This window comes from Rickettsiella grylli, assembly GCF_000168295.1.
In the GTDB taxonomy this organism is placed as follows: Bacteria; Pseudomonadota; Gammaproteobacteria; order Diplorickettsiales; family Diplorickettsiaceae; genus Aquirickettsiella; species Aquirickettsiella grylli.
On sequence record NZ_AAQJ02000001.1, the window covers coordinates 602,370 to 621,132 of the forward strand.

Annotated in this window: 21 protein-coding genes; 8 read left to right on the plus strand and 13 right to left on the minus strand. The window is 39.1% G+C overall.

The window, feature by feature from the left end; all coding sequences use genetic code 11:
* Window positions 1-29: 29 nt before the first annotated feature.
* The 5 genes from epmA to rsmD form a co-directional block, all read right to left on the minus strand.
* Window positions 30-1,010 (minus strand): elongation factor P--(R)-beta-lysine ligase, encoded by a 981-nt coding sequence (gene epmA / locus RICGR_RS02725; RefSeq protein ID WP_006035552.1) that lies wholly within the window; start codon window positions 1,008-1,010, stop codon window positions 30-32.
* A complete protein-coding gene (gene dotB, locus RICGR_RS02730; protein ID WP_006035565.1) occupies window positions 1,003-2,133 on the minus strand; it encodes a Dot/Icm type IV secretion system ATPase DotB in 1,131 nt (376 codons plus the stop codon). Before dotB ends, epmA begins: the two co-directional genes overlap by 8 nt.
* Complete coding sequence (locus RICGR_RS02735) at window positions 2,108-3,034, minus strand: type IV secretory system conjugative DNA transfer family protein (protein ID WP_171910135.1); 927 nt, start codon at window positions 3,032-3,034, stop codon at window positions 2,108-2,110. Before RICGR_RS02735 ends, dotB begins: the two co-directional genes overlap by 26 nt.
* Window positions 3,021-3,506 (minus strand): type IVB secretion system lipoprotein DotD, encoded by a 486-nt coding sequence (gene dotD, locus RICGR_RS02740; RefSeq protein WP_006035365.1) that lies wholly within the window; start codon window positions 3,504-3,506, stop codon window positions 3,021-3,023. Before dotD ends, RICGR_RS02735 begins: the two co-directional genes overlap by 14 nt.
* 78 nt (window positions 3,507-3,584) lie before the next feature.
* Window positions 3,585-4,157, minus strand: a complete 573-nt coding sequence (gene rsmD, locus RICGR_RS02745) for a 16S rRNA (guanine(966)-N(2))-methyltransferase RsmD (protein ID WP_006034801.1) — start codon at window positions 4,155-4,157, stop codon at window positions 3,585-3,587.
* A 135-nt stretch (window positions 4,158-4,292) separates the two neighbouring features.
* Between rsmD and ftsY the strand changes: the two genes are divergently transcribed.
* Both ftsY and RICGR_RS02755 read left to right on the plus strand, forming a co-directional pair.
* The gene (gene ftsY / locus RICGR_RS02750) at window positions 4,293-5,315 is read left to right on the plus strand and encodes a signal recognition particle-docking protein FtsY (protein WP_240992205.1); all 1,023 of its coding nucleotides are present in this window, start codon (window positions 4,293-4,295) and stop codon (window positions 5,313-5,315) included.
* 17 nt (window positions 5,316-5,332) lie between these two features.
* Window positions 5,333-5,515: a rubredoxin gene (locus tag RICGR_RS02755; protein WP_006035334.1), complete on the plus strand. Its 183-nt coding sequence runs from the start codon at window positions 5,333-5,335 to the stop codon at window positions 5,513-5,515.
* Here RICGR_RS02755 and hemJ read toward each other — a convergent pair.
* The gene (gene hemJ, locus RICGR_RS02760) at window positions 5,510-5,938 is read right to left on the minus strand and encodes a protoporphyrinogen oxidase HemJ (protein ID WP_006035321.1); all 429 of its coding nucleotides are present in this window, start codon (window positions 5,936-5,938) and stop codon (window positions 5,510-5,512) included. The genes RICGR_RS02755 and hemJ overlap by 6 nt on opposite strands.
* A gap of 45 nt (window positions 5,939-5,983) precedes the next feature.
* On the opposite strand from hemJ, the gene hemF reads away from it, so the two are divergent.
* Window positions 5,984-6,901 carry an oxygen-dependent coproporphyrinogen oxidase gene (gene hemF / locus RICGR_RS02765; protein WP_006035559.1) on the plus strand — a complete coding sequence of 306 codons (918 nt, stop codon included), beginning with the start codon at window positions 5,984-5,986 and terminating at the stop codon, window positions 6,899-6,901.
* Here hemF and RICGR_RS02770 read toward each other — a convergent pair.
* Window positions 6,898-8,133: a tyrosine-type recombinase/integrase gene (locus RICGR_RS02770; RefSeq protein WP_006035747.1), complete on the minus strand. Its 1,236-nt coding sequence runs from the start codon at window positions 8,131-8,133 to the stop codon at window positions 6,898-6,900. The genes hemF and RICGR_RS02770 overlap by 4 nt on opposite strands.
* Window positions 8,134-8,281: 148 nt before the next feature.
* Between RICGR_RS02770 and RICGR_RS02775 the strand changes: the two genes are divergently transcribed.
* Both RICGR_RS02775 and RICGR_RS02780 read left to right on the plus strand, forming a co-directional pair.
* Window positions 8,282-9,784 carry a hypothetical protein gene (locus RICGR_RS02775; RefSeq protein WP_006034937.1) on the plus strand — a complete coding sequence of 501 codons (1,503 nt, stop codon included), beginning with the start codon at window positions 8,282-8,284 and terminating at the stop codon, window positions 9,782-9,784.
* A 123-nt stretch (window positions 9,785-9,907) separates the two neighbouring features.
* Window positions 9,908-11,296, plus strand: coding sequence for a hypothetical protein (locus RICGR_RS02780; protein ID WP_006035911.1), 1,389 nt, complete (start codon window positions 9,908-9,910; stop codon window positions 11,294-11,296).
* 15 nt (window positions 11,297-11,311) lie between these two features.
* Here RICGR_RS02780 and pdxT read toward each other — a convergent pair whose 3' ends face one another.
* The 6 genes from pdxT to RICGR_RS02805 form a co-directional block, all read right to left on the minus strand.
* Window positions 11,312-11,890, minus strand: a complete 579-nt coding sequence (pdxT, locus tag RICGR_RS02785) for a pyridoxal 5'-phosphate synthase glutaminase subunit PdxT (protein WP_006034859.1) — start codon at window positions 11,888-11,890, stop codon at window positions 11,312-11,314.
* Window position 11,891: 1 nt separating this feature from the next.
* The gene (gene pdxS / locus RICGR_RS02790; protein ID WP_006035422.1) at window positions 11,892-12,767 is read right to left on the minus strand and encodes a pyridoxal 5'-phosphate synthase lyase subunit PdxS; all 876 of its coding nucleotides are present in this window, start codon (window positions 12,765-12,767) and stop codon (window positions 11,892-11,894) included.
* Window positions 12,768-12,877: 110 nt separating this feature from the next.
* Window positions 12,878-14,143 carry a DEAD/DEAH box helicase gene (locus tag RICGR_RS02795; RefSeq protein WP_006034759.1) on the minus strand — a complete coding sequence of 422 codons (1,266 nt, stop codon included), beginning with the start codon at window positions 14,141-14,143 and terminating at the stop codon, window positions 12,878-12,880.
* A 333-nt stretch (window positions 14,144-14,476) separates the two neighbouring features.
* Complete coding sequence (locus tag RICGR_RS02800) at window positions 14,477-15,319, minus strand: tyrosine-type recombinase/integrase (protein WP_040615134.1); 843 nt, start codon at window positions 15,317-15,319, stop codon at window positions 14,477-14,479.
* A gap of 107 nt (window positions 15,320-15,426) precedes the next feature.
* Window positions 15,427-15,564, minus strand: coding sequence for a hypothetical protein (locus RICGR_RS07900; RefSeq protein ID WP_240992206.1), 138 nt, complete (start codon window positions 15,562-15,564; stop codon window positions 15,427-15,429).
* 38 nt (window positions 15,565-15,602) lie between these two features.
* Entirely contained in the window at window positions 15,603-15,941 is a 339-nt protein-coding gene (locus tag RICGR_RS02805) for a hypothetical protein (RefSeq protein WP_006035599.1), read from the minus strand.
* Between the two features lie 122 nt (window positions 15,942-16,063).
* Here RICGR_RS02805 and RICGR_RS02810 point away from each other — a divergent pair, with 122 nt between their 5' ends.
* From RICGR_RS02810 to RICGR_RS07440, 3 genes are all read left to right on the plus strand, one after another.
* Entirely contained in the window at window positions 16,064-16,954 is an 891-nt protein-coding gene (locus tag RICGR_RS02810) for a YdaS family helix-turn-helix protein (protein ID WP_006035884.1), read from the plus strand.
* Window positions 16,955-17,020: 66 nt separating this feature from the next.
* Complete coding sequence (locus tag RICGR_RS07435; RefSeq protein WP_006035279.1) at window positions 17,021-17,995, plus strand: hypothetical protein; 975 nt, start codon at window positions 17,021-17,023, stop codon at window positions 17,993-17,995.
* On the plus strand, window positions 17,992-18,570 hold the full coding sequence (locus RICGR_RS07440; RefSeq protein ID WP_006035182.1) for a DUF6475 domain-containing protein: 579 nt from the start codon (window positions 17,992-17,994) through the stop codon (window positions 18,568-18,570). Before RICGR_RS07435 ends, RICGR_RS07440 begins: the two co-directional genes overlap by 4 nt.
* Window positions 18,571-18,763 lie beyond the last annotated feature (193 nt).

The window sequence follows — 18,763 nt, forward strand, 5'->3', positions numbered from 1 at the left end:
ATTCAGAGGTCAATAAAAACGGAGTTATTTTAAGCGCGCTGGATGGGAAAACTAATCACGTCAGAAATTTTTTTCATTTGAGTCAAAAGGAGCAATAATCGATCAATACCTAAAGCAACACCGGCACAATCAGGAAGTCCATGCGTCAAAGCAGCGAGGAAGTATTCATCAATAGGGACCTTCGTATAATGGTAATTGTCTCGTACACTGAGATCGTTCATAAAACGTAATCGTTGTTCATCCGCGTCATTTAATTCGTGAAAACCATTGGCAAGTTCGATACCTTTCCAATACACTTCAAAACGTTCAGCAACAGGCAGCGTGTCAGAACGTATCTTGGCTAAACCCGCTAAAGTAACCGGATAATCGTAGATAAAAACGAGTTGCTTCGGTAATTGAGGCTCGATGACATGCGCCATTAAGAAATTTAAATAATCTGGAATCGTATTTAAATTTAAATGTTCAATCGTTAAATGAAAGCGAAGTGTGAGTTCTTTTAAATTTTTAAGTGTCAGTTCATGTGGATTGCAATTCAAATAATATTGAAAAATTTCCGCATAACTAAAACGTTCTGCTGATTCGCACGAGAGTAATTGCTTTAATAATGCGTCAACTTCATCCATTAATTGATGATGATCGTAATCAGGACGATACCATTCTAATAACGTAAATTCAGGATTATGATAGCAACCTGATTCACCGTGGTTGCGAAACGCTTTAGAAATCTGATAAATAGGGCCGGAACCGGCCGCTAATAAACGTTTCATAGCAAATTCAGGCGAGGTTTGTAAATAAAGTGTTTGTTGATAGTGAGCGTTATCGAAATAATAGTGCGTTTGAAAGCTATGAAGATGAGGATCAGTGACCGTGGCATGCGAAAGTAATGGGGTTTCCACTTCTAAAACATGGCGTTCAGAAAAAAAATGACGAATGTTTTTCAATAGTTTAGCCCGTAAATGCAACAGGGCTAACGTCGTTGTCGGTTGCCAGGTGTTTTTAAAGTCAGTCATCCTGCAGATTTTTTGTTTTGAGCATTAAACGTTTAAAAACGGGTTCACTGATAAGACCTGCGTCAAATTTGCGTTGAGCATCAGACGACATGGGTTGGCCATAGTCGTTTAACAAACGTCGCGTAGTGGCACTCATTGTTTCGAGTTTCGCGTCTAATAAATGATCACGTAACGTTTGATCGAACACTAAAAATTCACGTAAAGCAATGCGTTTTCCATCCAGACTGGGTACCAGTTGTTGCCAAATAATGACACGTAACGTTTCAATGATATCGATCATTCGGGCTTTCGCTTCTTCAGCAGGGAAAGAATTGACTAGACGCCTTAAGGTTTCAGAGACACCATTACTATGGAGCGTCGTATAAACAGGGTGTCCCGTTAAAGCCGCTTCGATAGAAGCGGTGATCGTTTCTGGATCACGGGATTCACCGACCAAAATGAGCCTAGGTTTGCGTCGTAGTGCATTACGTACGCCTGCAGCAAAGCTAGGAAGATGCCTCGGTATTTCGGATTGGCTAATAATAGCACTGGGCATGCTAATTGAATCATAAACAAATTCTATGGGTGCTTCGTAGGTCAAAATTTTACGATGTGAATCTTCTTTTTCAGCCAAATCACGGATGATAGCCGCTAATAGCGTGGTTTTACCAGAACCTGTCGCACCGGTCACATAAACGATGCCTTGTGAAGGCGCTAAAGCGTCAATTAATTGAGGTTCTAGGTTTAGATCGGACATTTTGGGTGGTGTATTCGGAATAGCACGAAAACTTATTTGTATTGCATCATGACCTTCGACCAAACAACCGGTGGCGTTCACACGGAATCGATAACGTTCATTTCGATGAGGCCGAAATTCATAATGCGTATCAATATCAATACCACTTAAAATTTGTGCGCTACCATTAGGACCATAAATAAGGTTCAGTATCTCGCCGACTTCAGTATTCGATAATTTTCGCTGTGTAATACGGTGTAATCGACCGTAACTTTCCGCAAAAATAGGTTCACCTGTTTGTAAAGTAATATCCGATGCGGCAAGCGTTTTTTGACAATGAATTAATAGCCGAGTTAAACAAGTCGCTGTAAAACGGACCGGTTCATCGGGAAGAAGAGTGCTTGTCATCACGTGTTACGACCGATTTCCATCGTTTCGGGTTAATTTGTAATTGAGGTAATGAAGTGATGCGGAGTATTTTATCGTTAATATGTAAGTCAGAACTATTGCCGGTAATCCCTAAATCAGTATGCGCAACGAAAGGCCTACTCACCATGCCTTTTAATAATAAATTCCGATACAAAGCCATCCCTTTGAAATCACGGGTTAGACGCGATAAATTGTCATTAAAGATAGCATCGGCTTGATCAATCCCCTCTTGCCAGCCTAAGGTCGCGTATTTCTTCCAAATTAAACGTTCCTCTGTCGTTTTTGGCAAAAAAGCCGGTAAAGGGAGTTCGGGATGTGAGTAATCCATCCATAGATAGTTACGCCATTGTGGTGGAGCCGTTGTAAATCGAGCCTGGCTAATAATTTGATAAGTACGATCATCAATACGTAACGTTTGTTCATCCGCAAGTTTCAGCGAGTTATTTCCTTGGACTAATATAGGAGGGACGACATTGTGATCGAGCAGCATGAGGTTGAAATTAAAAATACGATCAAGCTGAGAAGAGTTCTGAGTGAGCGTTTGATTAATCCGCCCAGATTGCCACGCTAACCCCGCTTGAGCACCGACACTGGTTGCAATATCTTTTAAAGCGTGCGAACGTAAAGCCGTTATTTGTTTTTTAGCAGTTACGGCTTGTGCATGTAAATTCTGTAACTGTTCTAAATTGTCGAGACTACCGACCGTTTTATAGTGGGTTTGCACGGTACTACACGCACTGAGCAATGCGAGTAGATTTAATAGGGTCAAAAAATAAAGTATATTGTTGAGGTAGTTCTTAAGCCTTTTTTTTGGGCTGAACAATAGACCTATAACGGAGTAACCTCCGTTTTGGATGTTTTTGCGCTTAATTTTTAGCATAACGTAATTCAATCGTTTTAATGCCGGGATAGACATGGATATTCGCGTTTTGTCCTGCCTGCAGATTAGCGTTTCGAATAATGTAATTGAGCGGTGTATTGTGTGAGGAAATCGTGACTAAAACAGGAACGGCCGGCCGCTTTCCGATGACTTCTAAACGGAAGTGAGCGAGTTTTGCAATACGTTGTAACAGAGGCTCAATAGGTCCCGACCAGTCCACCGAAGCAATGGTTTTCACTAAGCCAGAGGCGCTCGGATAGGGAAGTGATTTCGTAATAGGAGGGCTCGATGCTTTTTCAAGTTCTTTCAATTCATTGAGCGATTGACTCACAGAGCGTGCTGCTTCGGCTAACTTCATTGAAGCGTCGCTTGAAGTTGCACTGAACGTTGTTGGCGTTATGGAATGAGGTACGTTTTGTGAAGCACATCCGGAGAGTAGACCCACAAAAAGCGCTGCTGTTATTTTTTTCATTCTTACGTTGAGTTTTAATAAAATTCTATTATTTATACTGCATTGAAGCAAGAAGACCCTATAATGTCAAGCGGTCGGCTAAACGTTCGATTGTATTAAACCATAGTGCACTTGACCGGCTGTTTTATTGTATTGAAGACACCAATTTTCCGGAAGTTTCAACCGTTTTAACGGGGTTTTGGATTCTATATAAATTTTAGCATCTTTCGCTAATAACTGTTCTTTGAGCAACCAGGCACAGGCTAAATCAAGCCAATTTTGGTAAAAAGGAGGATCCAAAAAAACAATATTAAATAGCGAATTTTTTGTTTGAAAGAGTCGGCTGGCATCAAAAGGAAAGTGTTTCTGATAGACATGAGCACGATTCTCCGCTGAAAACTGTCTCAGTTGAGTTTTTAAATAGGATACTAACACGGCCGATTGTTCTATAAACGTCACCGATTGTACATGACGTGAAAGTGCTTCAAAGCCTAACGCGCCGCTGCCTGCAAATAAATCTAAGCAATGCGCATGAACAAGATCGTGAGCTAACCAGTTAAACAAGGTTTCTCTGACGCGATTAGGCGTAGGACGTAAACCGAAGAGAGCGGGAAATTGAAGTTTTCTACCTCGCCATTGACCGCCAATGATTCTAATTTCGCCTTTTTTCATAACTTAACCTAAATAGCATACCGCACGTTTTATTTTTTAATAAAATTTTAAAAAGCAGCATCATCTTTTGAGCGAGATTGTGTTAAATTAGAGACGCTATTTATTATAAAGTGTTTCAATTATACTGCATACCTTATGTTTAAATTTTTAAAACGCAAAGAATCTCCTATGAATGTGCGTGAGGGGAATGAATCCCTGGAACGTAAAGACCATTTTCTTTATCGAATAAAAAATAGTTTACTGAAAACACGCCATCAGTTTACTGAAAATCTTGCCCATCTTCTATTCGGTAAAAAAAAGATTGACGCCGAATTAATAGATGAAATAGTCGATTTGCTTTTAATGGCCGATGTGGGTTCTACCGTGACCGAAGCGATTATCCAACGCTTAACGGTGAAATTAGAACGGAACCATTTAACAGACGGCCAAGTGATATGGGACGTATTAAAACAACAATTAGGTGAATTATTGCAACCGTGTGAAGCCCCGTTAATGATTGATTCAACCCATAAACCGATGGTTATTTTAGTGGTTGGCGTGAATGGTGTAGGTAAGACAACCAGTATTGGGAAGCTTGCCTATTATTTAAAAAAACAAGGTAAGAAAGTGATGTTAGCAGCAGGGGATACCTTTCGGGCTGCGGCGACTGAACAACTCACCATCTGGGCAGAACGTAATCAGATTCCCATTATTGCGCAGCATCAGGGCGCAGATAGTGCTTCTGTGATTTATGATGCATTCCAAGCCGCGAAAGCAAGAAATATTGACGTATTGATTGCAGATACTGCGGGAAGGTTCCATACGAAAAACAATTTAATGCAAGAATTACAAAAGATTAAAAAGGTGATGGGCAAACTGGATGTAAGCGCCCCCCATGAAATTATGTTGATTTTAGACGCAAATACCGGCCAGAATGCGTTAATGCAAGCGCAAGTCTTTCATGAAGCCTTAGGCTTAACCGGCTTGATGCTGACTAAATTAGATGGGACTGCCAAAGGAGGAGTCATTTTTGCTATCGCCGAAAAATTGGGTCTACCTATTCGCTTTGTGGGGCTCGGTGAAGCCATGAGTGATATACATGTTTTCTCTGCAAAGGAATTTGTTGAGGCTTTATTTTCTTTGGAAAAAAAATCAAACTCGTTAGAACACATTAAATAGTATATTAAAGAGGAAAAATGTCACAGACTAAAATTTTTAGAAAATATATGTGCTTGCTGTGTGGCTACGTTTATGATGAAGAACAAGGTTGGGAAGAAGATGGAATTCCACCCGGCACACGCTGGGAAGATGTTCCTTTAACGTGGCGTTGTCCTGAATGTGGTGCAATGAAAGAAGATTTTGAAATGGTAGAATTATGAGTTGAAAGGTTTTATCTCCGTGACCATAACAATAGCAATCAGCAGTACGGTGGGAACCTCATTCAATACACGGTAGAATAGGCTTGTATGTGGGTTGTTATTTTTACGAAAATCCATCAAGCATTTTCCACAATAAAAATGAAAAAGAATCAAGATAAACACAAGACCTAACTTTAAATGCATCCAACGAGTGGTGACATAATAATGCCACGCGGAGTGAAAGAGGATAAATCCAAAAATAAGCGTTAATAGCGCAGAAGGCGTCATGATATAGTAATAAAGACGACGCTCCATACATTGAAAGCGTTCGATGCTGATGCTATCTTTTGCATCAGCGTGATAAACAAATAAGCGCGGTAAATAAAATAAACCGGCAAACCAGGCGACCATTGCAATGATGTGCAAGGCTTTGATCCAGAGCATAAATGATCTCCACGTATTATTTTAATGGTTAATTAAACGAACACGATGAATTATGACGTAATTATCCCAACAATCAAAGATTATTTACTGGCATTACAAACCAAAATTTGTTTATGTTTAGAAAAAGAAGAAAACCACGAAAAATTTATAACCGATAAGTGGATTCATCCTCAAGGAGGGGGTGGAAAAACGTGTATTTTATCAGGTCATCTTATCGAAAAAGGAGCGGTTAATTTTTCTCACGTGTGGGGTGAAGCATTACCCGCCAGTGTGAGCCAACGATATCCTTCTCTAGGCGCAACTGCATTTCAGGCGATGGGAATTTCGTTGGTGATTCATCCACGAAATCCTTACGTTCCCACGGTACATATGAACTTACGTTTTATTGCCTTGCCACCAGGACGGGAACCGCAATGGTGGTTTGGTGGAGGTTTTGATTTAACTCCCTATTATCCTTTTTTAGAAGATTGCCAGCATTGGCATCGTGTGGCTAAGCAAAGCTGTGATCCGTTTGGTTTATCGCTTTATCAGCGTTACAAAAAAAATTGTGATGATTATTTTTATTTAAAACATCGACAGGAAGCACGAGGTATCGGTGGACTTTTTTTTGATGATTTGAATGCGTGGCCGTTCGATCGATGTTTTGCGTTTGTTCAAAGTGTGGGTGATCATTTTTTAAAAGCGTATTTACCGATTGTACAACGACGTAAAAACGATGCTTATGGTGAACGCGAACGCCAATTTCAAGCTTTACGACGAAGCCGTTATGTAGAATTTAATTTGATTTATGATAGAGGGACATTATTTGGTTTACAAAGTAATGGACGGACTGAGTCTATATTAAGCACAATGCCGCCGCACGCACATTGGAAATATAATTGGCAGCCGGATAAAGGATCTAAAGAAGCAGAACTGACCGAAAAATTTTTAATCGCAAGAGATTGGCTCTGCCTAAAAACTTAGGCTAATGGATCGAGTTTTTTCTTTTTGGCGGATGCATGACGTGCACGCATTTCAACATCGATATATTGATCCGTAATTGCACTCGAGCTATGACCGGCATCGTCACGCACATGTTCACGGGGACGATGTTTAATATCTTCCGAAATTCCTGTGTGACGGAGCCAGTGCACCGTGGCGGTTTTTAATTCTATCGCATCATCCTCAAGCCCATCGTGGGCCATGCGTAAAAAAGCAGCGTCAAAGCAGGTTTGAACAATACACCGAATTTGACGTGTACTTTGAATGGCAGCCCCACCGTTCATTTTTCGAATAAGTGGTGTGGTTTCGCCTCGGCTGGGTAAGGCGGTTAACCCTAAATGTTCACGGTATCGTTTTAATGCATTTAACAGGTCATCACTCACACTAATTAAACGTTCTTTATTTCCTTTACCAACGGTTAAAAACCACCAGTTGCCATCGGCGTCTTTTTGAAAATGGCCCATCTGGGGGGTCCAACGGGCGCTTGCGGCTAATTCAGAAATACGTAAATACAGGCCATATAAGGCTTTCATAATAAATAAAGTTCGATGATGCACGTCCGGTTTTTTTTTGGAAAGTATTTCTGCAGTTTCAATGACATAGGACCATTGTAATTCACTTAAACGGCGTACTTGACGATGATTTTTTTGCTGTCGAATAAATTTACTTTTTTGACGGATTTGCGCAACAGGATTAAAATTTATATAATCTTCTTGAATTAAATAGTTATAAAAACTTCCACAAATGGCAAAAATTGCTTGTAAAGCCTTTTGCGACAAGGCATATTTTTTAATATCAGGCAGGATGCCTTGCTGGCTCGCCATTTTGCTCGTCGTTGCCACAAAAGGTCGCCAATCAGGATGAGGTTTTCTTTCTCCCTGGTGTGTGGAATAGCGTGCAACGGTTTTAACACCTATCCATTGTTGAGGGGGGTGTTGGCAAAAAGTGATGAAGGCTTCAATGTCATGACGGCGTAATTCTCTGATTGATTTTTTTAAAACCAACCAACTCCATTGTAACAATCGTTCAATTTCGCGTCGATAGGCATTAAACGTCGCCTCGCTGCCACGATAGCTATAGAGAAATTGTAAAGCATGTGCATAATCTTTCTGCGCATAAGGCTTATTGTTGAACAGGTCTAAATGATGAAACCCTTTCTTTAAATCGATAAATTTCAAGTTATCAAATAAAGGAGTTGGAGAATGAAGCGACATAATCTTTCTATTTTAGCAAAAATTTTCTCACGTTGACTCAATCTTTTTTAAAAAAAGCAGAATCAGCATGAAAATAAAATTAACAAGCATTTTTTAAAAAAATTGAGTATAATCCCGGCCTTCCTCACTAGGGAGCTGAGTCAACTGAATGCTCACGATTGTTTCTCACATCAAGGAACATATCACAACAACTGAATTTTGGCGGGCCTTATCGTTCGTCTTGAAGCGGCTTGAAAGTATCGCAAAATATCTCACACAACTTCCGCTTCCGTTTACGATAATTCTCTATAGTTTGCATGGAGTGAGGGCGAGTTTAAGAATAGTTCATTATGTGAAGAAAACTAAAAATAAAAATTTAGGCGAGACGTGCAAATTTTTATTTTCTGTTTTTAAAGTGTTGATCGCTCTGATTGCATTCGCTTTATTGGCCTCTGGTTTTGGCTCTCTACCGACCGCGTTACTGACTGCGTTTTTTTCTTACACGGTGCTGAAACTTGTTCACAGTACGGCTGTTTTACTCGCAAGTACCGTGTTCGCTCTCAACATGAATAAGTCACGTATCGAACAGCAATGGGCGTTATCGAATTATCGGTGTAACATCAACAAACATGCGGCTTTATTAAGTACAGGCTTATTATTTGTGAGCGTAACGTATCTCAGTACGCGAAGTCGTTTGATGTGGACTAACCCGCTACTATTACTGATTGATGGAGTCATGCTGTTCGGAATAGGGGCAACAATAGGGTATATCAGTTATAAAATTATTAAACATAAACGCATCGATGGTGAAATTTTAATAGGTCGAGAACACAGTGTTCAGTGTTTAAAAAAAGTATTATTTTTTGGTTTACCCTCCATTGCGTTGTTATTGATTATTCTGACACCGGGTTTAGGTTTTTTTTCAGTGACAACCGCTTTAATCGTTCTTTGTGCGCAAGACATTGTACTGACTATTTATTATTATTTTTTTAATAGTAGTATTCCGGATCCGAAACCCGCTCATTGGAGTGAACCTTCCCATCAAGATTTTTGGAAAACGAGTTGGGATTATTACACAACTTTTTCACCCATTTATTATTTAAAAACGCAGATTTCGGATCAATTTCCGAGCATGACTGAGGTGAATCAGACCAATAAAAAATTACTGTTAAAAATGACCATTATAAAATTACTTCACATCGAAAGTACATTAGAAAAAATTGAGAAATTAGGAAAAATAGGCCGTCTTATCCTATCACAAAAAAAACACCAGATTAAAAAAAAATACTTACTTCGAGAGTTAGCATGGGTTTTAAATACAGACGATCAGGAGGTTTTAATCGATTTGTTTATTCGAACGTTAATCGATTTAGCAAAAATTAAACAATTCAAATATTTACATCAGAAACTTGATGAATTACTCGAATTATTCGATAAAAATAATCAAACGTATCTCATTCCGAAGGATAAAAATTGTTTTAAAGAAAATACATGGGGTCAATTATTTTTTTTAGCAAAGCAAATGAAAAGTAATCAGGTTCCTGAAATGAATAAACCAAAACTATTTTATCAATCTTTTTGGAAAAAAATGGGTGCGTGCGAGGCGTTATCACATGCTTTTAAAGCGTCACGTGCGATAGAGGAACAGATAAGTCTCGTTCCATTATCCTGAGTAAAAATAATTAAAGAGAGATAATCAACAAAAGGACTTAAGGATAACTAAAGGAAACAGCATTATACTGAACCGCCTGATGCCAATGGCCTGCATTAAGAAACAAGTCATAGAGTAGAAACTATGCCTTACATGATGAGTGATGAGTTTCTTTCAGAAATAAAAAAGGGTGTCCATCAACCTAAGCCAGATTTTGCTTTTTTATCGCATTGCAACCAGTTCATAACGATTCCCCTTTTCCGACTTATTCTCTTAGTCGTCAAGCGAATTGTTTCCATTGTTAAAACCATATTGAAATATTTTTTAATGGATTTACCGGTTCCTGGGCTTATTTTTTTATACATTCTCCATTTATTCCGAGCTTTTTTAACCGTATTGGATTTTTTTCAGGATAATGAGAATAAGAATTTAGTGGAGATAAAAAAATTTTTATGTGCTTGCTTTAAGGTTTTTATTTCATGTCTGATGTTAAGTTTTGTGATAGCACTCCTTATTTATGGCATATCGCCTGTAGGATGGGCAACCTATATTTATATTAAAATTTTATTTCGTGTTTATACCTATTCAAAATTAATGATGAGTCTTTTTACGCTCGGGTGGAGTTATTACAAGATTAAACATTATCCGAAAGATGCAGAACATACGTGGTTACAAGCAAATTATCGCGCCAATCTTCAAAAACATATCCATATTTTAAGTATCGGAATACCCATAACGATACTATTAACGCTCGTGAGTGTGTTTGGTTTTAGTTTGGGAGGAAGTGGATTAATCGCTATGATCAGTTTGGTAGGTTTAGTATTGTTTATTGATATTGCCAAAGCCATTTATTTTCATCTAAAGCCTTGTGTTATTCAAACACCTGCAAACGGTAGCTTAGCACAACACAATGCATTCATTAAAAATACTCATAACGATTATTATAAGAAGAAATGCCGAACGGCGAGGCTAAAATCTGATCCAAATGCTTCCGAGACCAATCGAATTTACCTGTTAAAGGAAATTATTGTCAAAATAGTGGAGTTGCAAGCTAAATTAAAAGAAAATTCACACAGTCGATTTAATTTCTTTTCAGAACATGCAAAATATCATAAAAAAATAGAAGGTTTAAAGCAATTAGCAACGACGTTATTAGCCCATGACTATGAAAAAGATAAAAAGTTATTAGCGGATGTTTTTAATGCGTTAAGCGAAGATTATAAAAATTTAAACGAAAAAGATGAAACATTTATTTCTAAAGTGACCCTGAACAACCTTATCCATGAACTGAATCCATTTAAGAAATGCAATGGAATAATAAAGCAAGATGCTAAGGCTACGCTTTTTGATGAGCTATTACTTCGTGGACGAGAAAAGGTTAGGAATACAGAGGTTACTCATCCACAATCTTTTTACCAATCATTTTTTAGACAACAAAGTGATTGTAAGGATATTAGCGAGGCCTGTCAGGCCTGGTTAATACAAAAAGACTTAACGGTACAGGCCGTTACGCCAAAATGTATGCCGAGGTGAAAAAAAGTGCATCGGTTAGAACGCCGTAGCGGTGCTACAGCCCACTTGTTGAATGAAATAACGGTGTAAATAATGATCGTGGCTGAGCTCGGGATGAAAGCTTGCCGCAATAACATTATTTTCCTGTACAGCCACGACCTCCTCCTGATAGGTGGCTAATATTTTTAGTGTAACAGGGCTCAGTAACTGAAACTTCGGTGCACGGATAAAAACCATTTCCAGGGTTGTGTTGTTGACGATACAATGCCCCTGAACGACGTGTGAAGCGCGTTGTCTACCATACGCATTCCGTATGGCACGGATATTGATACGACTTAAGCTTTCTTGAGCCGGTGATAATACCGACTTGGCGAGTAATATAGCACCAGCGCAGGTTCCGAAGATAGGTTTATTGTACTCTTTAAGAGGGGTCCACAGTTGTTGTGTCTTCAGTAATTGAATCAATGTGGAGCTTTCTCCACCCGGTATAATTAATGCATCGCTCGCGTCGAGTGTTTGTCGTTCACGGACGAGTGAGCAGTACACGCCCAGCGTGTTTAAGACGTTTATATGGGCTTGATAACCACCTTGCAACGCTAAAACGCCGATGTTCATATTAATCAGCCATCGTTAACGTTTCTTCAGCTTTTAGACGAAAGCCACTCATCCCTTCGGCTAAATCCTGTGAAACGTGGAGTACAATTTCTGGATTGTTAAAATGCGTTGTCGCCTGGACGATGGCGCAAGCGCGTTTTTCAGGATCAGCGGATTTAAAAATTCCAGAACCCACAAAGACACTTTCTGCCCCCAGTTGACGTAATAACGCCGCATCTGCAGGCGTGGCAACACCCCCTGCAGAAAACTGAGGGACAGGTAATTTTGCATGCTGAGCAACCCAACGGACTAATTCTAAAGGTGCATTTAAGTTTTTAGCCTGCGTGTAAAGTTCTTCTTGTTTTAGAACGGTTAATGCGTTAATTTCTCGCGTGATGGCTCGCATATGTTTTACTGCTTCAAGAATATTTCCAGAGCCTGCTTCTCCTTTTGTGCGTATCATCGCAGCGCCTTCAGCAATTCGTCTTAACGCTTCACTTAAATTACGACAACCGCAAACAAAAGGAACTTCAAAGCGGTGTTTATCAATAAAGCATTCTTCATCGGCAATACTTAATACTTCACTTTCATCAATAAAATCAACATTAAGCGCTTGTAATAACTGTGCTTCAACAAAATGACCAATACGCACTTTAGCCATCACCGGTATCGAAACCGCTTGCATGATATCGTAAATGATTTGGGGTGAAGCCATGCGTGCAATACCACCCATTTTCCGAATATCTGCAGGGACCCGTTCTAAAGCCATCACGGCACAGGCACCTGCACTTTCAGCAATTTTCGCTTGTTCGACCGTGGTGACATCCATAATGACGCCGCCCTTCAGCATTTCAGCGAGACCGACTTTGATACGTTGAGAATCATCAATAAAGTTCATAGCGTTATCACCACAATAAAAAGTTTTATTTGTTATACCAAAACAATGAGCAGGCTATTGTACAATAAATTTTACAGACACGTCATGGGTCTTTAAACGAATTAAATGGATCAGCTGTTTTTCTTTTTTGAGCGCAGGGTTGAGTGGCGAGGTGATGCAATTTTTTTTCGCGATGTTGACGGTGAATGAGGATAAGAAAGCGGCTTACGTCGATAGGCATTCAGAGGCTCCATGGAGGGATTTATTTTCGCGTGGTAATCAAATTCAGCAATAATACATTCTTCTAAACGTTTTTTTTGAAGATGCTCAATCGATTGGATTTTTCGTCTATCGTTTTTGGTAATTAAGCTGAAAGCCATTCCTAATTTGTCGGCCCGTCCGGTTCGTCCAATACGATGCGTATATTCAATGGCCGTATTAGGCATATCAAAATTAATGACATGGGACAGATGATCAATATCAATGCCACGTGCAGCAACATCAGTGGCCACTAAAAATTTCAATTCACCTTGTCGAAATTTTCCGAGTGCTGTTTTTCGCCGGCTTTGTGATAAATTTCCTTGGAAGGACGTGGCTTTATAACCCAGATCACGTAAGTGTTCGGCCAAGCATTGAGCACGATGTTTAGTCCGCGTAAAGATGATAGCGGAATGAATGGAATGATTTTGTAAAATAGTTTCTAATAAGTTGACCTTTAATGTCTCAGAGACTGGAAAGAGTGTTTGCGTGATGGTAACGGCCGGCTTGGGTTCGCCAATTTGAATCCGAACCGGACGATGAAGAACTTTATCGATCAGTAATCGGATATCTGCTGACATGGTGGCTGAAAAGAGTAGGTTTTGCCGCCGCGGGGGTAAGTGTTTTAAGATGTGATAAATCGCGTCTCGAAAACCGTGATCAAAAAGATGATCGGCTTCATCTAAAACTAAATGTTTCACCTGTTGCAGAAAGTTGTTTTTTTTTCCTTGAAGTAAGTCCAATAAACGACCAGGGCACGCAACAATGATATCAACACCACCGGTTAATAGTTGATATTGCCTCGTGTAATTGATTTTACCACCATAAATTGTTGCACAACGTAAATGAGTTTGACGACCGAAGTGATTCATAGCAACACAAATTTGATCCGCTAAATCGCGGGTCGGTGACAAAATAAGTGCACGTAATTGACCTGGAGGACCTTCAGTGAGTTGCTGTAATAAAGGCAAAGCATAAGCGGCTGTTTTACCCGTCCCGGTTTGCGCTAATCCGACAACATCTCGACCCTGTAAAATAGCCGGTATGGCTTTTATTTGAATCGGTGTAGCCGTGCGATACCCTTGTGTTTGAATTCCGGATAAAATCTGAGTATTGAAGTTAAATTCTGTAAAGTTCACTAAAAGTTCCTGGCTAAAAATTGAGCCAAGTAACATCTTTAGCTCTAAAAGTGGCCTATTCTATCAGCCTTGATGCGGAAATGATAGGAAAAGTGTAATAAATATAAACGCGGTTTATGTACCCTAAAATCACTCCAAATTCTGCCGACAACAGCAGGTGAGTGGATGATTAACAGTCATCCACTGACGGAATGAATCCTTTGAATGTAGATTATTTTTTGTCATTGCAAACCATCACAATGCGCATGACGGCGGTGTACGAGGGTTCACTTGAGTCAGCAAATGTTGATAAAAGCATTTTGTTTGGTGAGACACGCGCAACAGCGTGCAACGTCAATAAGAAGTTCCATGATCATAGGAGTGCATTAATGTAAAAAGCGTTGTACTACTGTTTTGTGTAATGGAATTGGCTGCTGAAATAAGATTGGCCAGTTCAGCATTGGAGTAATGCGTGGTCATCCGTTGGCTTTTATGACCGAGTAAATCTTGTCGATCTTCGTAACTGACGTTGGCAGCGCGTAAACGACGACCAAAGGTATGTTTTAGATCATGTACCCGTACCTTGGGAAGCTTCGCTTTCAACCGTGCACGTAACCACGCTGAATTTAACATTCTTGATAGCGGTTTATTACGGTAGGTAAATACATAAGTAGGATGTTGGCCACGCTGTGATTCGATGACTTGCTTGGCTTGTTGGTTTAAAACGACCAATCGGTGTTGTCGATTTTTGACAAAATTTTTTGGAATAATAAAAACATACGTGTTTAACTCAGGAATGTCGACTTTCCATTGCCATTGTAGGCGACAAATTTCTTGACAGCGACAACCCGTATTGACCGCAAATAAGACCATTTGTTTTAAATGCTGCGGTAATTGCCCAATTAATCGTTTTTCTTCTTCTTTTGATAAAGGATACGGTAAGCGTTTATTTTCTTCCGTGAGTAAACGAATTTTAGGCGCATGCGCTATCCACGTCAGACCATTTTCGTCTCGCCATTCTGAAGCAGCAAGGTATAAAATGCGACGTACGACTTGTAATCCATAATTAATGGTTCGATTTTTCACACCCGCTGCTTTGCGTGTTTGTATATAGGTTTCAAGATGTCCTTGATGAATGGATGCCAAGGATAAGTCACCAATGAAAGCATCCAGTTGTTTGAGTAAACGAGCGTCCATGTGAAGACTGGCTTTCTGTTATTTTCATTGAGAAATTTAAGTGCAGCTTGACGAAAACAACGTCTGGGTCTTGTTCCATAAATACGGGCCTTACGGATTTCCTCCAATCAATGCATTAAGTAACATTCTGCTTCCGCCAATGAGGTAGTACGCGTGCTTTCTGAAATACGTCGACCATACATTTTTTTATTAATATGCCAGATCGATCCTCTTTTAATGAGACCTGGTGTACGTCTTCTTGCCATGATTTCTCATACCCCTCAAAGGAAACCGAATGTTTTCTTCATTTCAATAGCAAATGAAACCTATTTTTTTTCAAAACACGATCAACAAGTTGTTGAAATTTTTCTTCAATATTGTTTTTTGTCAATGACTTATTTTTTTCATTGATTAAAGTGTGTTGATTGGGAGGATATTGCCAATGCAATGTTTGCTGAGGAGGACAACCTTGATGTTTTTTAAATTCATCGGCCCAGTGATCCAGATCAATACGATCGAAGGCAATCCCTTGTCGGCCAATTTTAAGTGTGATGAGGAAAGGTCGTACTTCATTATTAAATCGATTTCTATCCATGCCTAAATAAGTGGGGGCATCACGTAAACGAATTAAACGAGGTTGCATACAGTTTCTAATCCTCAAATCAGTAGTGGTCGTGTGGTACTTAAGATACGCAATGATGAAGTAAAAAAATTTAATTTTTATTGGTTAAACTTTTTGTAGAACTAAACTAAGGATGTAAGTTCATGCAGGAAGCAATGTTAGATAAAGCCATTTATAGTTTAGGTTCCGTGAGACATATGGCTAAAAAATTGGGGATTCATCGTGAGCATATTTATGCATGGATAAAGGGATTCAGCAAAATACCGCTAGAATATGCCTTACAAATTGAATATTTAACGGGTGGCGAAATTAATTGGAAAGACTTAGTTCCTTTTCATCTGGTGCAACGTTTAAAACATTTAACCTTGCAGTTACCTCAATTTGATTTGCCTCCTTGTGAATTAGTGTATGTTGCTTTAGAACGTATACACGCTGAAAAGATTAAACCGCCTCTTTCAGATGCGGATAAAGTAATCCCGCTCCATAAACATCGCCCCATCTGCGTGAATGAAGAAAATACATTAATTTTTGGTGAAAAAGTTTTTTGTTTATATCAATACGCTAAAAAAAGGACTATACCCACCTGGCGTATTTCTTTAGCGAATTTGGCGAAAGGTTATTATAACGCTGAACTCTTCGTGAAAAACTTTTTAATTAGTGAACGCGTTGATATTGGCATTGCGTTAGAAAAATTTTTAGGAAATCGACAGGGTTACCGAACGGATTTGATCCATTTAAAAAATAAAGTTGAAAATAAAAAAAGAAATATCCAAAAAAGTGATCAATTGATTCAACTTATGAATAAAGATGCACAAGTACGCCAGAAAAAAGGACTCTCTTTACGTCAATTGATTGCACATCGATTAGGTTTTGGGAGTCACTTTACCTATCAGAATGCAAAAAAAATAAAAACGTATGCCAATGCAGAATTAATCCTACATGTTGAGCAAAAAAAAATAAGTATTTCTAAAGCCGCTAAATTGATTCCACCGTTATCACGACAAAAAATGATTGAAAAGAAAAGGGAATGTTAAATCAACAAGCAACCAATGAACGTATGAGGCGATAAGTTTTATCTCATTTATTAAACAAGGAAAGTTATGCGTTATCGAATGTTAGATGTTAGAATTTGGTGTGATAAAAAGTTTAGATCCTTAACACCACTGAAGCCGAGTGGCCAAGCCCTTTTTCTTTATCTATTAAGTAATCCGCATACGACATCCATTCCGGGTCTCTATCGCGCGGGACCAAGCGCGATGGCTGAAGAATTGGCATGGCCCCTTAAAGGATTTCAGCGCGCATTGAAAGAAGTTATCGAACAAGGGTTAGTGAAGGCGGATCCGAAAGCGCGTGTTATTTTTATCCCGAATGCAATTAAATATAATAAGCCGCAATCACCGAATGTAATACGAAGTTGGGGAGGTCATTGGGATGAAATTCCTGAATGTGCATTAAAAAATGAGGCGTATAATAAACTAGAGTCCAGTGTTCGAGATTTAGGCAAAGCCTTTGCATTAGCCTTTATGGAAACCTTGAATCACTATAAAGTAAATACTTCTCGAGACACTTATGAGAATACTTGCCCGAATCAGGATCAGAAACAGGAACACGATAAGGAGCAGGAACATGAAGAGAAAGCGGCGTTTAACGATCCCCTCGAAACGTTTAACCCCATAACGCGCCCGTGTTCATCGAATATCCCTCACTCAGAAATTTTATTAACCATACCACTGAATGATAATGCCGCTTATCCAATCACACGGCAAGAATTGCTTGAGTGGCAGCATATTTATAGCAACATTGATGTTTTAAAAGAACTGCGCAAGTTAATTGTTTGGAATACAGCGAATCCGGATAAGCGGAAACAACGTGACCGAATTCTACAACATATTCATACGTGGCTGGCGAGAGAGCAGGATAGGTTAAAGCATTTTACAATAGGTCGTTCATTTCCATTGACTTTTGAGCATAACGTACGCATTGCTAAAAAATGGTTGACACCTTTTTCAGTGTGCGAAGAGTCTTTTGATCATCAAAAAAATTTTCCTGTGTTGAAGGGGAAAAAAGAACGATGACGTTGCATGATCAAAAGAAGTTTACACAAGGGTTAATGATCTTAGCAGAAATTTATAATCGAAAACTTTCTTCGTTGTTATTACAAACGTATTGGAATTGTTTAAAAAAATATTCATATGTTGTCTTTGAATCGACATTATGGAATTTTTTAAAAAATCCTGATTACGCGAAAGGAAATTTTCCAAGTCCCGCGGATTGGATCAAAGCAATAGAGGGAGATACAGAAAGCAAAAGTCTTGCCGCGTGGATAGAGATTGTTAAAGCGATCCGACAAGTGGGCCATTACGAAAGTGTAATCTTTACGGATCCATTGATCCACAGTGTGGTGAGCGATATGGGCGGATGGATTTTTTTATGCCAGCAACCTGAGCGAGAGTTGGTTTTTTTACAAAAAGAATTTGAACGTCGTTACCGAACGCATTATGCCTCAAAAAAATGGTCTCATAGACCACGCTATCTTAAAGGAAAAATTGAACATCAAAATAAATTCAATGGATTTACTGAAAATATTCCAAGCGCAAGAGAGGTTAAAAAAATTTTAAATGCAGGTTATTTAAAGAAGGAGGATCAATAAACCATGTCAATCGGATCTCGAATTTTATCATTTATTATTCATTATTTTTCATGTCTACGTATTTTTCGGCGGCGTAAAAAAATTCGCTATAGGAAATTAAAAATGCGATCGCGACTAAAAAAAGATGAACCTCAGCATTTAAGGCCTTATGTCATCCATTCCGGGGTGATACGTCGTTTGTAATAAACAGAAT

Coding starts and splice junctions, on each gene's coding strand:
- RICGR_RS02800 (WP_040615134.1), bottom strand. CDS start 15,319: ATGGACGCTCGTTTACTCAAACAACTGGATGCTTTCATTGGTGACTTA.
- dotB (WP_006035565.1), bottom strand. CDS start 2,133: ATGACAAGCACTCTTCTTCCCGATGAACCGGTCCGTTTTACAGCGACT.
- RICGR_RS07435 (WP_006035279.1), top strand. CDS start 17,021: ATGCGTTATCGAATGTTAGATGTTAGAATTTGGTGTGATAAAAAGTTT.
- pdxS (WP_006035422.1), bottom strand. CDS start 12,767: ATGAACTTTATTGATGATTCTCAACGTATCAAAGTCGGTCTCGCTGAA.
- RICGR_RS02780 (WP_006035911.1), top strand. CDS start 9,908: ATGCCTTACATGATGAGTGATGAGTTTCTTTCAGAAATAAAAAAGGGT.
- RICGR_RS02775 (WP_006034937.1), top strand. CDS start 8,282: ATGCTCACGATTGTTTCTCACATCAAGGAACATATCACAACAACTGAA.
- RICGR_RS02755 (WP_006035334.1), top strand. CDS start 5,333: ATGTCACAGACTAAAATTTTTAGAAAATATATGTGCTTGCTGTGTGGC.
- RICGR_RS07440 (WP_006035182.1), top strand. CDS start 17,992: ATGACGTTGCATGATCAAAAGAAGTTTACACAAGGGTTAATGATCTTA.
- RICGR_RS02770 (WP_006035747.1), bottom strand. CDS start 8,133: ATGTCGCTTCATTCTCCAACTCCTTTATTTGATAACTTGAAATTTATC.
- RICGR_RS02735 (WP_171910135.1), bottom strand. CDS start 3,034: ATGCTAAAAATTAAGCGCAAAAACATCCAAAACGGAGGTTACTCCGTT.
- pdxT (WP_006034859.1), bottom strand. CDS start 11,890: ATGAACATCGGCGTTTTAGCGTTGCAAGGTGGTTATCAAGCCCATATA.
- RICGR_RS02810 (WP_006035884.1), top strand. CDS start 16,064: ATGCAGGAAGCAATGTTAGATAAAGCCATTTATAGTTTAGGTTCCGTG.
- hemJ (WP_006035321.1), bottom strand. CDS start 5,938: ATGCTCTGGATCAAAGCCTTGCACATCATTGCAATGGTCGCCTGGTTT.
- ftsY (WP_240992205.1), top strand. CDS start 4,293: ATGTTTAAATTTTTAAAACGCAAAGAATCTCCTATGAATGTGCGTGAG.
- hemF (WP_006035559.1), top strand. CDS start 5,984: ATGAATTATGACGTAATTATCCCAACAATCAAAGATTATTTACTGGCA.
- rsmD (WP_006034801.1), bottom strand. CDS start 4,157: ATGAAAAAAGGCGAAATTAGAATCATTGGCGGTCAATGGCGAGGTAGA.
- epmA (WP_006035552.1), bottom strand. CDS start 1,010: ATGACTGACTTTAAAAACACCTGGCAACCGACAACGACGTTAGCCCTG.
- RICGR_RS07900 (WP_240992206.1), bottom strand. CDS start 15,564: ATGGCAAGAAGACGTACACCAGGTCTCATTAAAAGAGGATCGATCTGG.
- RICGR_RS02805 (WP_006035599.1), bottom strand. CDS start 15,941: ATGCAACCTCGTTTAATTCGTTTACGTGATGCCCCCACTTATTTAGGC.
- dotD (WP_006035365.1), bottom strand. CDS start 3,506: ATGAAAAAAATAACAGCAGCGCTTTTTGTGGGTCTACTCTCCGGATGT.